The 13,647-nt window shown below is 70.4% G+C and carries 12 protein-coding genes and 1 pseudogene; 2 read left to right on the top strand and 11 right to left on the bottom strand.

Going from position 1 to position 13,647, the window contains the following annotated elements:
* Positions 1-229: 229 nt before the first annotated feature.
* On the bottom strand, positions 230-1,630 hold the full coding sequence (locus BUE44_RS07005) for a DUF11 domain-containing protein (RefSeq protein ID WP_143172477.1): 1,401 nt from the start codon (positions 1,628-1,630) through the stop codon (positions 230-232).
* 289 nt (positions 1,631-1,919) lie between these two features.
* Here BUE44_RS07005 and BUE44_RS39490 point away from each other — a divergent pair.
* Positions 1,920-2,026 (top strand): annotated as a pseudogene (locus BUE44_RS39490) (VOC family protein); the annotation flags it as partial.
* Positions 2,027-2,092: 66 nt separating this feature from the next.
* Here BUE44_RS39490 and BUE44_RS38350 read toward each other — a convergent pair.
* The gene (locus tag BUE44_RS38350) at positions 2,093-2,815 is read right to left on the bottom strand and encodes a DNA topoisomerase subunit B (protein WP_235001945.1); all 723 of its coding nucleotides are present in this window, start codon (positions 2,813-2,815) and stop codon (positions 2,093-2,095) included.
* A 9-nt stretch (positions 2,816-2,824) separates the two neighbouring features.
* A complete protein-coding gene (locus tag BUE44_RS38345; protein ID WP_235001944.1) occupies positions 2,825-3,220 on the bottom strand; it encodes a hypothetical protein in 396 nt (131 codons plus the stop codon).
* 754 nt (positions 3,221-3,974) lie between these two features.
* Here BUE44_RS38345 and BUE44_RS06990 point away from each other — a divergent pair.
* Positions 3,975-4,676: a DUF899 family protein gene (locus tag BUE44_RS06990; protein ID WP_235001943.1), complete on the top strand. Its 702-nt coding sequence runs from the start codon at positions 3,975-3,977 to the stop codon at positions 4,674-4,676.
* A 212-nt stretch (positions 4,677-4,888) separates the two neighbouring features.
* Here BUE44_RS06990 and BUE44_RS06985 read toward each other — a convergent pair whose 3' ends face one another.
* The 8 genes from BUE44_RS06985 to BUE44_RS06940 all read right to left on the bottom strand — a co-directional run bounded on the left by BUE44_RS06985 (position 4,889) and on the right by BUE44_RS06940 (position 13,639).
* Positions 4,889-5,419: a pyridoxamine 5'-phosphate oxidase family protein gene (locus BUE44_RS06985; RefSeq protein ID WP_073494920.1), complete on the bottom strand. Its 531-nt coding sequence runs from the start codon at positions 5,417-5,419 to the stop codon at positions 4,889-4,891.
* A 147-nt stretch (positions 5,420-5,566) separates the two neighbouring features.
* Positions 5,567-6,223 (bottom strand): maltokinase N-terminal cap-like domain-containing protein, encoded by a 657-nt coding sequence (locus tag BUE44_RS06980; RefSeq protein WP_073494918.1) that lies wholly within the window; start codon positions 6,221-6,223, stop codon positions 5,567-5,569.
* Positions 6,224-7,683: 1,460 nt separating this feature from the next.
* A complete protein-coding gene (locus tag BUE44_RS06965; RefSeq protein ID WP_079189540.1) occupies positions 7,684-8,283 on the bottom strand; it encodes an SDR family NAD(P)-dependent oxidoreductase in 600 nt (199 codons plus the stop codon).
* Entirely contained in the window at positions 8,268-9,311 is a 1,044-nt protein-coding gene (locus BUE44_RS06960; RefSeq protein ID WP_235001942.1) for a hypothetical protein, read from the bottom strand. Before BUE44_RS06960 ends, BUE44_RS06965 begins: the two co-directional genes overlap by 16 nt.
* Before the next feature lie 89 nt (positions 9,312-9,400).
* Positions 9,401-10,561 (bottom strand): glycosyltransferase family 9 protein, encoded by a 1,161-nt coding sequence (locus BUE44_RS06955; RefSeq protein WP_073494912.1) that lies wholly within the window; start codon positions 10,559-10,561, stop codon positions 9,401-9,403.
* Entirely contained in the window at positions 10,558-11,133 is a 576-nt protein-coding gene (locus BUE44_RS06950; protein WP_073494910.1) for a phosphoribosyltransferase, read from the bottom strand. The genes BUE44_RS06955 and BUE44_RS06950 overlap by 4 nt, the downstream gene beginning before the upstream one ends.
* A gap of 47 nt (positions 11,134-11,180) precedes the next feature.
* A complete protein-coding gene (locus BUE44_RS06945) occupies positions 11,181-12,989 on the bottom strand; it encodes a DUF4254 domain-containing protein (protein ID WP_073494908.1) in 1,809 nt (602 codons plus the stop codon).
* Positions 12,986-13,639, bottom strand: a complete 654-nt coding sequence (locus tag BUE44_RS06940; RefSeq protein ID WP_235001941.1) for a hypothetical protein — start codon at positions 13,637-13,639, stop codon at positions 12,986-12,988. The genes BUE44_RS06945 and BUE44_RS06940 overlap by 4 nt, the downstream gene beginning before the upstream one ends.
* Between the last annotated feature and the right edge of the window lie 8 nt (positions 13,640-13,647).

The following is a 13,647-nucleotide window of genomic DNA, read 5'->3' as shown; positions in this document are numbered from 1 at the left end:
GGTCGGCTGTCCACTCCGGCGGCCGGCCCAGGCGCTGAGGCGGTCATGGGGGAGTTGACTTGCTCCGCGCAGTCCGGTCCGGTCTGTTCCGATCCGGTCTGGTCCGGTCCGGTCTGTTCCGGTCCGGTCCGGGAGAAGGGGGTGACCACCATCGTGGGAGCCAGTGGTGCTCAAGGCCGGAGGGCCGTTTCCCGTGGCGGGAACCGGCCCTCCAGGTACGGGTACGGGGTCAGTTGACGGTGAGCGCGGCCGTGTCGTTCGACGTGTTCGTGTCGAACGCCGGCTGCCCCGCCGGGCTCCAGTCCATGGCGACGGAACCCTGGGCGCCGGGGATCACCTGGTCGACGCGCACGGTGAGGGAGAAGTCCGTGACGGTGCCGGCCTTCGAGACGATGCTCTGACTCGAGCAGTGGTATCCACCGCCCTGCTGACGGCAGTTGGCGGAGGAGCCGACGGGCGATGTGCCCGGCGGCAGCTGGACGTCGACGATGCCGACGACGTCGCCGCTGCGGTAGAAGATGGTCGCGGGACCGTTGTTGGTCATGGCGAGGTCCAGCGTCACGGTGTCGCCCTCGGCCGCGGTGGCGCTCGCGCCGGTCACCGAGAAATCGGCCGTGTTGGCGGCCTGCAGGCTGGTGATGCGGTAGTCGCCGTGCGTGCCGCGCTCGGACAGCGACACGACGCCGGACGGCGCGTCGTCGGCGGTTCCGGGAGTGATGACCTTCAGCGTCAGCTGGCCGCCGGCGCCCTGCGTCCACTGGTGCCCCGCGGCCGACTGCTGGATGCCCGGGTCACCGGCCGGCGCGATCATCGAGTCCAGGTAGGTGTAGTACGCGGTCGACTCGACGTTCAGCCGGACTGCCGGCGCGAGCGCGGCCTTCTCCCCCGGCAGCACCTGTCCGGGGATGGTGCACAGCGCCATCTCCGCGACCATGGGGCCGCCATCGGCGCTGTACTCGCAGTTGGCGAAGTGCTTGGCGAACCCGATGCCGGGTGACGCCCACAGCAGCACCTGCGTGCCGTCCGCGGCGCGGTCGCCGATGTTGGTGAAGCGCACCGGCTCGTTGACGGTCGACCCGACCGCCAGGCCGGTCAGGTTCGTCGGCTGGGCCTGGTCGTAGGCCGGTCCGCCGATCTCCACCGTGCCCTGGCCGCCGACGATCGCCGCGTTGTCCGCGGTGCCGCTGATCGTATAGCTGCCGGACGACCCGACCGGCGCGCCGGCCTTCGCCTTCACGGTCATCTGGGTGTCGGCGCCGATCGTGCCGACACCGGTCAGGTCGTCGTAGTAGAACGACTCCCCGCAGCTGGCGACGTGCTGGACCACCGTGCAGTTGCCCGAGAACGTCACGTCCGCGATCTCGGAGAGCTGCGTCACGTCGATCGTCAGCGTGGCGCTGGTGCTCAGGCTCTTCGCCGTGGTCGTGAACGAGAGGTAGGGCGTCGCGGTCTTCGACACCCCCGCCAGGGTGGCCGGGGAGACCGCGACCGGTGCGATCTGCTGGAGGGCGATGACGGGCTGGTCGTCTGCCTGCGCCGGGACGGCGGCGACCCCGGCGAGCGCGAGGCCCACGGCCGCGCCGACGACTGCGGTCAGCGCCATGGCACGGCGCTTCGGACTGTGTTGCATGCGGTTCCCCCCACAAAGAGTGCACAGGGCGTGCGCGGGACAGGCTAGGCACCGGCAGCTGGAGCTGACCATTCCGGTCCCGCGCCCGGCCGGGCCAAATCCGGCTGATCCAGCATGAACACCCTGCGGCTTTGCGGACATTTGACGAGCGCGCAAGACGGCCCTGACCTGAGGTTCCTGGACGCCGGCTGCGGGTGTCGACCTCTTCGAGCAGCGGGGACACGCGAGTGGCGGCCGTCACGGACAGGAGGGCTGGCGGGGGGGTGGGTATGGACGAAGGCCAGGTCAGGGTGCGGACGTGGCCGGGGAGACCCCGGGGACATGGAGGGTGTCGGCCGATTCGGCTGGGTCACAGATCCGGAGGGCAATCGGATCGAGCTGTGGCAGTCCGCCTGACCGCGACATCCCCGAGGGTGTGACGCCGGCTCCGTTCGCCGGGTCCGGCGAGTGGCCTCCGGCGGCTCAACGCCCGCGGGTGCCCGGGGCGATCCGGGCGATGATCGCCGAGGCCTGTTCCGGGTGAGCCGCCAGCCAGGTGCCGAGGTGTTCCCGGACGCCCTCCGCTACGCAGTCGCGTACGGGGGCGCTGCCCAGCGCGCCGCGGGGGGGGGCGCCTTCGAAGATGGGGAAGTCCAGCTTCACGGACACGACCGCCGTCAGGCCCTCACCGATTCGGTCAGCGCTGAGATCAGGACCGGCGGCCGGCAGCAGTCGATGCCGCCGTGAGTAGGCGTTGACAGCGGCCGCCGCGCCTTCGCGGAAGCCCTCCATGTGTGTGCCGCCGTAGGGAGTGGGGCGGCTGTTGGCGAAGCCGCGGATCCGCTCCTCGCCGGAGGCGCACCACCGCAGGGCGACCTCCGCCACGCCCTCCATCCGCTGGTCCTCCCACGCGAAGCCGATGACGTCCGGATGGACGGGGCTGCCCGCCGGCGCATCGAGGAAGGCGACGAAGTCCCGGGCCCCGCCGGGGGATTGGAACCGTACCGATCGGGGCTCGCCCGGGTGGCGCGCGTCGGTCAGTGAGATCGCCAGGCCCTGGTTGAGGATAGCCAGCTCTCTGAAGCGTGCCGCCAGCACGCCGAACGAGCACTCGACGGTCTCGAAGATGTCGGGGCCGGGCCAGAAGCTGATGGCGCTCCCGCCGTCCACCGCCGGTCCCACGGCACTGGGCGGGGCGACGGGCACGCCGCGTGCCTACTGCTGGACCCAGCGGGTGCCCTCGCGCCGCACCTCGGCCGTCAGACGGCTCGACAGGGCGTTGGTGACGCAGAGGCCGAGGACCGCAAAGCCCATGGCCGCGGTGTCGCGGCCGACGAGTTCCCACCGATCGGGCACGCGGGTCAGCAGGGCTTCGAGGCCGGGATCGTCGGTGTCCCCGGCCGCTTCGACGGGAACATCGGGATCGTCATCGACGACGCTTACGCCGCCGTCGGACATGAGAGTGACGTCGACGGAGGTGGCACGGCCGGCCAGAACCTCGTTCACCGACCGGCCGACGACTTCGAACACCGCCTGGTGCAGGCCGCGTTCGCTGGTCGAGCCGAGGTATATCCCCGGCCGCTTACGAATGGCCTCCCACCCGTTCAGCACGGTGATGCCACTGGCGTTGTAGCTCTTGGCGCCGCCATCGCTCGTGAAGCCCCCTCCGACTGTGTCCAGCAGACCTCGCCAGCGTAGGCGAATTCCCGGAAAATGGCAGGTCAGAGGTGGTTTGGCGAGGGTGTGGGCGGGCTGGTGAGCGTCTATCCGGAGGTGGTCGGCCCCGGAGTCGCGGGCCGCAGCCGCAATGCGGCCGGCCCTCAACCGAGGCCGCTCGCGGCCCTTTTCACGGCACCTCCAGCGTGCCTGATTTCACGGCGTCAGCGCGCACCGCCCGCCGCATCGGTTCTACGCCGTCGACGCGCTGACGGCTCCCTTACCGAGGCGTTCGCGGCGATGATTCCCCCGCGCGGGTGGGGCGGCTGCGCATGCCGCCCGAGCCGACTCTGGCGAGGTCCGCGGGAAGCAACCGTGGGTTACGGGGCAGGGCGTTCAGGGCTCACCGCAGGGCTCCGAAAAGAGCAGTACGAGAGGGATCAGCCGCGATCCGCTGCCGGTCTTGTTGCAAGGCCGCCCGGGAACGCCCCTGACCTGCTGCCCCCGAACTGGGACGCCGGAATCAGAACCCGCGGCCGGTCCGCCGCCGTGACTGGACCGGGGCTCGATCTTGGTCCGCCGTGTGGGGGACCCCGCGACTACGGGAACCGCCTGGTGCGCGAGCCGCTCCGGCGGATGACCGATGAGTTCCGGCCGGGCGGGGAGTCGGTACTTCCGCAAAGGCACTCGACCACCCGGAGGCATCATCGTGTCCACCAGTAGTAACGCCAACGCCCTGCCCCCCGTCGTCGACGTCCCCACCTGGCAGAAGGAGCTGGCGGCTCTGCGGGTGCGGGAGAAGGCCGCCACCCGCGAGCTCGACGCCATCGCAGCGCAGCGCCGCCGGCTGCCCATGGTGGAGATGCCCGACTACGTGCTGGAGGGCGAAGACGGCCCTGTCCGGCTCGCGGAGATCTTCGGCGAGCATCCGCAGCTGATCGTCTACAGCCACATGTGGCACGAGGGCGCCGAGTGGCAGTGCGGGGGCTGCACGGGCTTCACCTCCCAGTTCACCCGGCTTGCGGGCCTGGAAAAGTTCGACGCCCGGTTCGTGATCGTCACTCAGGGCCCGATCGACGAGGCCCTCGCCTACAAGCGCAAGGTGGGCAACAAGATGACGTGGTACTCGACGGCGAACAGCACGTTCGGCGGCGATGTCGGCGCCCCGCCGAACGGCGGCTTCGCGGTCAACGTGTTCCTGCGTGACGGCGATACGGTCTACCGCACCTGGCACACCGACGGCCGCGGCACCGAGCAACTGAGCTACCTGTTCCCCCTGGTCGACGTCCTGCCTTACGGCCGCCAGGAGGAGTGGCAGGACTCCCCGGACGGCTGGCCCCAGTCGCCGACCTACAGCCGCTGGGCGTCGTCGCAGGAGATCGCTGCGGCGTACGGCGAGGGCGCCAACTGAGGCGTTGCGGCCAGGGGGTCCGGGCCGAGGCGGGAGTCACCTCCCGGGTCCGGGCTCTACTGGTCGGCCGCGATGTTCCCGACGAAGAAGTGGACGGCCCGGTCGGGGGGGGGACGATCTGGTCGAACCACCCTTGCCGCAGCTTGTTCAGGACTTCCTGCTCGACGGCCGACGGTAGGTCGTGCTCGATGGCTGATCGACGGGGGCTGGGCTCAGAAGGTCCAGCGGGTGGCGCCGCCCGGCTCGACCGTGGCGGTGGCGTACGCCGATCGGGCGGTGATGCGGTAGACGGACCACGGCGGTTTTCCGGCAGACGGCGCACTGAACGGCGCTGTGAGGGCTGTGCCAGTGGTGTCGACTTCGCAGGGCCAGCCTCCCTCGGCCCGGACTGCGGCGAGCCGGGCGACGGTGCCGCGGTCGGTGACGGGTTCGGCGGTGCCCTCGACCACGAGGTCGAACTCGTGGGTGGCGATCGCGACGGTGCATCGCGGGTCGCGGGCCAGGTTGCGGCCCTTGCTGGTGGTCCGGCCGGTCTCGAACCAGAAGCTGCCGTCGATCCAGAGGGACCCGATCGCGGTGACGTGCGGGCTGCCGTCGGGATTGATGGTCGTGAGCCACGTCGTGTGCCTGTCGGGGCCGCCCGATCCGGGTGCCTGGTCGCAGCCGGCGTCGAGCCGGTCGGTGACCGACGACCAGTCGAGGGGCGCCAGTTCGTAGAGGTGTGCGAGGTTTTTGATGTCCATGCCCGTGTAGACGCGGTGGGCGTCCCGAACTCATCGGTGGCCCGCACCATCGACACCCCGGATTTCCTGTCCGGGCTGGCGGACGGCCCGCCTCGGGTGATACCCGGGGCGGTCGCTTGTCGTCGAACCGCTGAGCCGCGACCCGGATCAGGTGTCGAGCAACGTCATCAGGACGGCCCGTGGGCGGGTGCCGCCCGGTCCCTGCCAGCCGGTCGCGACATGGCCGAGGGCACCCTGGCGCGGCAGCGGCGGACGCTCGCCGACGGGGTCGAGGACGCGGTGGACGTGCAGGATCGTGCCGCCGGGCGTGGGGATTCGGGTCCCGTCGTGGTCGTCGGTGGGGTGGGGCGTGAAGCCGTCCGGGCCGAGCGGGGTGCCGGTGTGGGAGCGGGTCACTTCGTGGTCGCGGGTGTCGGTGATGCTCTGCGCCATCGCTGGTGCGGTGCCCTCGATGAGCGCCAGCAGTTCGGTGACGAGCACTGGGTCGTGGCAGCCGTCGTATACCCATCGTGTGCCCAGCACGCCGTGCTGCGCCGTTCCGATGAGGGCGGGTTCGGCGCCCTCCAACGGCGCCGCGCGGTAAGTGAGCGGTACGAGATAGGCCGTCCGCTCGGGGCCGCTCGTGTCGGTGGCCACCATGAACTCGATGCCGACCTCGCCCTCCGGGTCGTCCAGCCGGAAGCCACCCGACTTCTCCAGCACGGGCGTTTCCGGTCCGCCCCGGTACCAGGGGCGGGTGGGCAGCCAGCCGGCGAGCAGCTCCACCTTGCTCGGCGTGAGGGTGGTGTGGTGAATCAGGGCCATGCCGGTGGTCGCCCCTCTGTCGCGGATCTGGTTCCTCGCAGCCTTCCACACCGGTGGTTCCAGCGAAGATCGCCGGTGCCGTGGGGTCATGCCCGGGCGAGTGAGCGAGCACCGACGGGTCCCAGAACTTGTCCGCCATTTCGCGCGCTGCGAGTGCGGGCCACCGACGACGATGGGCTACTCGCGGACATGCGGGACGCCCTTCAGGCACTACGGCTGCATCGTTCCATTTGTCGGCGTCGGGGCGGTGAAGACGGCGAGGTAGCGGAACTCGCCCCGGGACCGTCCTGCAGTGAGTACGGATGCCAGTTGAGGGAGAAGGAGCCGTGCAGGGTTCGCGTGTGGCCCGGGTAATCACCGCCACCCCAGAGGAGTTGGCCCGTGAGGGGGCGGCCCTCGTGATTGCGGAATTCGCGATCCCGGATGTTGCCCTGCTTCGGCGGCGTCCACAGGCCGGATTCGTTGGTGATGAGCAGGGCCAAGCCGTTCTGGTTGGGGTTGCCGAAGCGCTCCAAGCGGGCGATGTCGGAGACGAAGCCCAGGCGGGCCAGGTCTGGGGCCGAGTGCGACTTCAGCGCGTACTGCTCCGGGGCCGGTCCGGTTGCCCCGGTCCACCTCACCGTGCGGTACTTGAACTCGATGGCGGTGCGGGCTGACGGTCCGATGCCGCTGGAGCTGGGGCCATGACCTCGGGCAGCGATACTTCGCCGGCGATGAGAGGTCCGGACGTCGTGACGACCCCTGAACGCTGTTCCGCTGATCTGTCTTGCATGTGTAGCTTCCCCCCGGTCGGCAATCCGTGGCGGCGACCGTAGCGCCGTCGGGAGGGCCGTCTCGGACCTTCCGCCGACTCGGGCCGCTCCCGCCGGGGAGCCGGATTTCGGGTGTGGCTCCCAAAAGGCCCCCAGGGAGGGCTCAGGGCCCTGACCTGCTGCTATACCGTAGGAGTGGCGGAATTTGAACCCACGGCCTCTTCGTCCCGAAGGCAGTTGAGGCCCCTGGCGTGACCTGCGGGATTCGGGAAACCGCAGGTCAGGGGGTTGGTGAGGGTTGGTCTGAGCGGGTGTGGGGAGGCGGTTTTTCCATGATCGTCTCCCAATTTTCTCCCAGAGCCCTGGGTCCTGACCTGCTCGATCACACGCCTGGCCGTTGGCGGCGCGTAGCGGCCAACGAGCTCCCATCTGTGGCGCCGGGAGCAATGAGCACGTGGAGCTACTGCACTTACGCGAGCTGGCCGTCATCCGATCTAAATAGGTCAGATGTGATCAAGTGCTGGCCGGGTGTCGCTCGGGTTCGGCAGTATGCGCCCAGGGTGGGATCTGTCGGACTATGCCGAGTTCGGAGGGGTGCATGGCGATCAACGTGCTGCCAGTGACAGGGGAGCAGCCGGAACTACTCGCTGCAGCCATTGCGCTTGGCAACCGCTACAAGAAGCAGCTGGGCCTGCTCACGCCGCCCGCCTACCGCAAGTACGCCGACGACGGTGGGCTGCTGGTGGCGCTGGAGGGGTCCGAGGTCGTCGGGTACACGCTCTTTGGCTTGCCCAAGCGCAACCAGCACGTGCGTCTCGCCCACCTCTGCGTGGCGGAGGAACGTCGGGGCTCGTGGCGGCCGGCGGTGGCGAGGACAGACCCGATGGTGATGATGCGGCCCCAGCCGAAGGCGGCCATGCCGGCGGTCAGCTCGTGGGCCAGCAGATAGTGGCTGGTGAGGTTGGTGGCCAGCATGTCGTCCCAGACATTGGGAGTGGTTCCGGCCCAACTGGTGCGGGGGTAGGCACCGGCGTTGCTGACGAGGATGTCGACAGGACCGAGCCGGGAGTGGGCCTGCTGGCAGAGGTCGCGGACCGCATCGAGGTCGCGCAGGTCGGCCTCCACCGGTCGGGCGGTACCGCCGTCGGCGGTGATCTCCTCAGCGAGGGCGCCGGCGGCGTCCCAGCAGTCGAGGTGGGCGAGGACAACGGCGGCACCCTCGGCGGCCAGGCGGCGGGCTATGGCCGCGCCGAGGCCGCCGGTGGCTCCGGTGACGAGCGCGGTGTGGCCTTTCAGGGAGCGGGGCATTGTGCCTCCTCGATGGAGAAGAAGGTGAGGGGGTCGAAGGTCCGGCTCATGGCTTCTGTGAGGCGGGCCAGGACGAGCAGTCGGTCCGTAGGCGCGAGGTCGGCCAGGTTGTAGACGGCGAGGATGCGCATGGCCAGGTACGGGCGCAGGAGTTCGCCGAGACCGGCGTTCGGCCAGAGCTTGTCGGCGACGGGCTGTACGAGGCGGTGCCAGTACGCCGTCGCAGCGGCTCGCCTGGGCGCGGCGAGGACGGACGTGTAGTCGATGTGGATAGTGCGCGAGACGTGGTTGACCCGCGCACCATCCAGGAGGGGACGGTTGGCGTCGACGCTAGGGAACGTCGCCGGGTGGTCGGCGAAGGCAGCCGAGTTGTACGTAGGAACGAGCCAGCCGCCGAGGGCGGTGACGTACCAGAGGAAGTTGGCGAACTCGCCGAGGACACTGTTGAGGCCGGCGGTGTCGTAGTCGAACCATGCCAGCGGATGCGCGAGGTTGACGTCGGTGGGGTCGCCTTGGGTGAGCGCGGCCCAGACCGGTTCGTCGCGCTGGAAGTGGGTGCGAAGCCGCCGCAACGCAGCCGCCCAGCCGAATGCGAGGGGGCGGCCGTTGACCGCGATGACGTACTCGGCCAGGCGGCTGACCGGCAGGTCGATGATGCCGTCGGCGACAGGGAAGTCGGCATCGGCGTAGTAAGTGTCGAGGCGTCCGCCGGGCGCGGCGCGGTCCCAGTACAGCTTGCGGACGACGCGCGCGGGCGGCACTTCCTGAGCCGTCTCCAGGATGACTTCGCGGTATGCGGTGGTGAGGTCCTCCACGTACCGCAGGAGTTCCGGACCGGGTTCCTGCGTGTTGAGCAGGTCGAGCAGCAGCCCGCGGTCGGTACCGCCGGGCAACCGCTCGTAGGCCAGCAGGTAACCGCCCGGCACGCGCACGTGGGCATGGAGGGCGGGCACGCGGTAGTGCTCGCGCAGGCGGGCGTGACCGCGTATCTCCTGGCGGGCCTCGTCGCGATTGCGCGTGTACTTCACCAGCAGCGGACGGCCGCGCCAGTCGACCGGCAGGAGGAGGTTGCGAGTGGCGCGACGCAGGGGGCCTACCCCCCAACGGCGGTCCGCGGTCACCGGTCGGCTCCGGCCAGGAGGTCCGCGCAGACCCGGGCCAGCGCTGCCGGAGTGATGGCGTCCAGGCCGACATCCGTGGCCGGTGCTATGCGATCTCGCACCGGGCACAGGTCGCCCTGGTGCATCCGCTCGGAGAACGGCGTGGCTACCGCATGATGGTGGGGCAGGCCCGTTCGCCATTTGCTGTGGGCGTGGCGGGCGTAGAGGCCGATGACGGCCGGACCGCCGCCGTCCGCGGTACGGGCGAGAGCGGCGAGGTGGGTAAGCCCGGTGTCGTTGCCCATGACGAGGTCGCAGTGCGGAAACACGTCGGCGAGCTCGTCGGCGGGAACACCGTCGAGGTGCAGCGCGCTCACCCCGCGGCCGGCTTGCGCCGCGGCTATGCGCACGCATCCGTCTGCGCTGCCTTCGATCAGCAGAAGGCGCACCTGAGTCCGGCTGACGTCGGCGAGCCGGACGGCGACGTCGGTGAACCGCTGCGCGGTGTAATCCTTGCGCTCCGGCCAACTCGTCGCGGTGATGGCGGCCAGGGTGACGCCGTTGAACCAGCCCGCTGCTTGGAGTTGCTGTGCGAGTCGGCTGGGTGTCGCGGACAGAACCGGAGCGAAAGGCGGATCGGCCGGCAGGCGTACTCCGAGACGGCGTTCGATGGCGAGGTAGTAGCGGGCCGGCATGTCGGGAAGAGCATGCCCGTCAGCGGCCCAGCACGGTGGCGCGGCAGGGTCGCAGACGACACTCGCGTACGCCTCGGCCTGGTGGCGCGCGACGGATTCGGGGTCTCCGATGACGGCGTACCGGCCCCGCGGCGGCGTAGCGGGCGGGCCTGTGACCAAGCCGCTACGGGTGATCAACGGTGCGTACGGCCCCTCCACGTGGAACGGCGGGGACGCCTGCGACCGTGCCGCGAACCAGTCCCGCATGGCGCGCACGGCGGACAGCGCCAGAAGCGAGTCACCGAGCTTGCCCTCGAAGGACACCAGGACCTCGCCGCACTCGGCGAGGCGGTCGACGAGTTCGGCCGAAGGGGGCAATGGGAGGGGCCTTCCCACAGCCAGAAGCTGCCGGTCGTAGCCCAGGGGGGTCGCATGTACTACGCCCTCGTCGAATGCCTCGCCTCCCGGGCAGAAGCGCACGCCGGTCGTCGCGGGCGCGGTCACCGTGTGGGCTCCAGACTCGTCAACGCCACCAGGGGCATGTCCAGGCGGGCGAGCAGTTCTCGGGCGCCCTGGGTGACGTCCTCCACCAGGCAGGCGGCAGCGAGCGGCTGGGCTCCGGCCTCGCGCAGGCGGCGCGTCAGGTCCGCGAGGGTCCGGCCCGTGGTGACCTCGTCGTCCACCAGGACGATGCGCTGGCCGGGTGCGATTCCGTACGCGAAGACGTCGGTGCGCACCGCGTGCGGCTCGCTGAAGCGGACGGCCCCTGCAAGGGGCAGGTGCAGCTTCCAGGCGATCTTGTAGGGGAGGGCGGCGGCCGAGGAGAGGGAGACGGTGGGGAGGATGCCGCCTGCGTCGAGACCGAGCAGGAAGTCCACGCCACCCAGTGCCGACGGGATTTCGGTCAGGAGGTGATTCCAGAGCCGAGCCCCGGCGGCGGTGAGCGTGTCGGGGTGGACTGGGTCCTCCAGGCCGTCGAGCGAGTGGATGACACGCTCGCGGCGACTCGCGGGGCCGACGCCGAGGCGTTCGACGACGCGGGCCGAGAACGGCGGAACGACAACGGTTTCGGGCATGGCGAAGCTCCCGTTGAGAGGTTGAAGTCGGTGGCGAGAGGTGGTGGTCAGGCGGCGAGCTGGGCCGCGTACCAGTCAAGGAGGGCGTCGACCGCCGGAAGGACCTGGGCCAGTGCCTGGTCGCGCGTGCCCTCGCGCCAGGCGGCGGCGGTCTCGGCCAGTGTCGGAAGGGACGAGTCGGGCAGGCCGGGCAGCCTTGTGGCGGCGGCCAGGATCTTATCCGGCCCGGTCTCCCACACGCCGTGCTCGCGCAGGAGAAGCCGGCTGGCGAGCACCAGGTGCTTGTAGAGCTGCCGCAGGAGGTCCGGGGCGGCGTCGGCGCGCAACCTGCGCAGGGTGAGCATCACCTGGGGCAGCTCGTACACTGCGGCGAGCGCGAGGTCGCCGGATGTGATGTGCGGCAATTCCAGGTGCGGGTCCGCATACAGCACCGGTCGGTCGGCCTGGAGCTGGTGCAGGGCGAAGGCGAGCCGCGGGGTGAATCGGCGAGAGAGCAGTTCGTGCGGCGTCGCGAGGGTCAGTCCGACGGAGGCCGTGCCGCCCAGGTCCCGCCGGTAGGCACGCAGCGCCTCCGCGACGGGTGCGGCTGCGGTGTGGTCGGAGACGACCAGGAGGTCGAGATCGGACCAGCCGGCTATCCAGGTGCCCTCTCCGGGGCTGCCGGTGAGGGCGACCAGGCGAACGGCGGGTGCGTGCGAGCGCAGCCTGTCGACGAGGTCGGAGGTGGCGGCTGCGGCAGGACCCGGCAGGCCGAGGCCGTACGGCGTGGTGTTGCGCGGCCTCGCCGGTATTGGCGGTGCGACGATCTTGCGCAGCCGGGCGCGGAGTTCGACGATGCTGCAGGAATTGTCGACGAGGTGGTCCGCGAGGGCCGCGACCTGGTGGGCTCCGCGGCTCATCTTGATCTCGTCCTTGGCGGCGACGGCATGTGCAGCCATTCCGGACCGGCTCACCCGCACGGCGAAGGACGCGTCCAGGTAGACGATCTGGAGCCGGTCACCCATGAGTTTCTTCAGCTCGCCGATCGACGCCTCGTCGTGGACGGATTCGATGGTGATGAGCCGGGTGTCGACGTGAGCGTCGGCGAAGCGATTCAACTCGTCCAGGAGCAGTTCCGCCTGGCGGCGGGGCGAGAGGGCGTACGGGTCGGCCAAGCCGTGGCGTGCGGCGGACTGGCGCAGCAGGTAGCCGATCTTGAAGCGCTGCGCCCCGCAGGCCCGGCGGACGAATTCCGCGCTGGTGCTCTTGCCGCATTCGCTGAGCCCGCCGAAGGCGACGACCCGGGCGAGACGGCGACTTGGCGTAATCTCCGACGCCACCGCCTCGTCCGCGCCGTACAACTTGTAGCGCGCGGGGGCCGGGAGGCGTCGGACGCCGGCGATCACGTCGGCGGTGAGGGCGTCGAGCGCAGCGTGCAGGTCCTCGCGCTGCCGGTGCAGGGCCGGCACCCGGCGTTTGGCCAGGTCGTCCCGGTCCGCGGCGTGCTCGCTGTGCCAGATGCGCAGGGTCAGTACGGACAGGCGGTCGAGAACGGAGGCGAGGGTCTCCGTGTGCAGGGGTGCCTCGGTCGGCGCGGCGCCGGCAAGCACGCTCAGAACCTCGTCGGCGCGCTCGGCGAGGACATTGCGTTCGGCGTTAAACTGGTCGATCTCGCGCTTGAAGTCCGCTACACGGTCGGCGGACAGACCGACCGCACGGACACGGTCCTCGGTCTGCCACAGGCGGGCGTTGACCGCGTGGAGACGGGCGAGTGCGTCGTCGAGGCGGCGCAGCTCCTTCTCGGGCAGGCCGGCGGCGGCGCGGGCGAAGCCGGATGGGAGGAGTAACGGGGGCGGACCCCCGATGAGGGCGGTCATCTGTGGTCGTCATCCTCTCGGCGCGGGTGGGAGGGCAGGAGAAGGTCGAGGCCTGTGACGATCTGCCGGTGGACTTCGGCGACGTCGTGGTTCTCGCAGTCGACGACCAGGTCGTAAATCCCCTCCTCCGCCTGGTGGCGCAGGATCGCGTGCAAGTGCCGCTGATAGGCCGGGTAGATCCCCGTCCACGGGCGGTTCTCGCGGGTGCTGGTGATCGCGTAACTGCGGTCCGGGTCGAGCGAGGGCAGGAGCAGGACTGAGGCTTCCCGGTGCGTGGGGAACGGTGCGGTGATGTGCCGGATGGTCCGGAGTGCCTCGTCCGCGGAGAGGCCGTCCTTGACGACGCTGGTCGCCGCTGCCACGGCAGTGAGCATCGACAGGCCCCGGTCGAGCAGCCCCGTGCGCGGCGCCCTGCGCGCCGCGGCGCGCTTGAGGTGGCTGCTGACCAGCATGGTGGTCAGCTCCACGGTCGTCGACTTCTCGAACCACCAGCTCGCGTAGTCGTCCGCGGCGACACGCTCCCAAGGCTCGGGGTCGTGCTCGTGGACGGCGCCGAGCATCTGGAAGGTGTCCCAGCGTTCCGCGAGCCGTTGCAACTGGGTCGTCTTGCCGGCATTGTCGGGCCCGTTGACGCTGACGAACTCAGGCACGCCCGCCA

The sequence above is a fragment of the Actinacidiphila paucisporea genome (genome assembly GCF_900142575.1).
Taxonomy (GTDB): Bacteria; Actinomycetota; Actinomycetes; order Streptomycetales; family Streptomycetaceae; genus Actinacidiphila; species Actinacidiphila paucisporea.
Note: the sequence above shows the minus strand (reverse complement) of the source record. Positions and strands in the feature narration are given on the sequence as shown.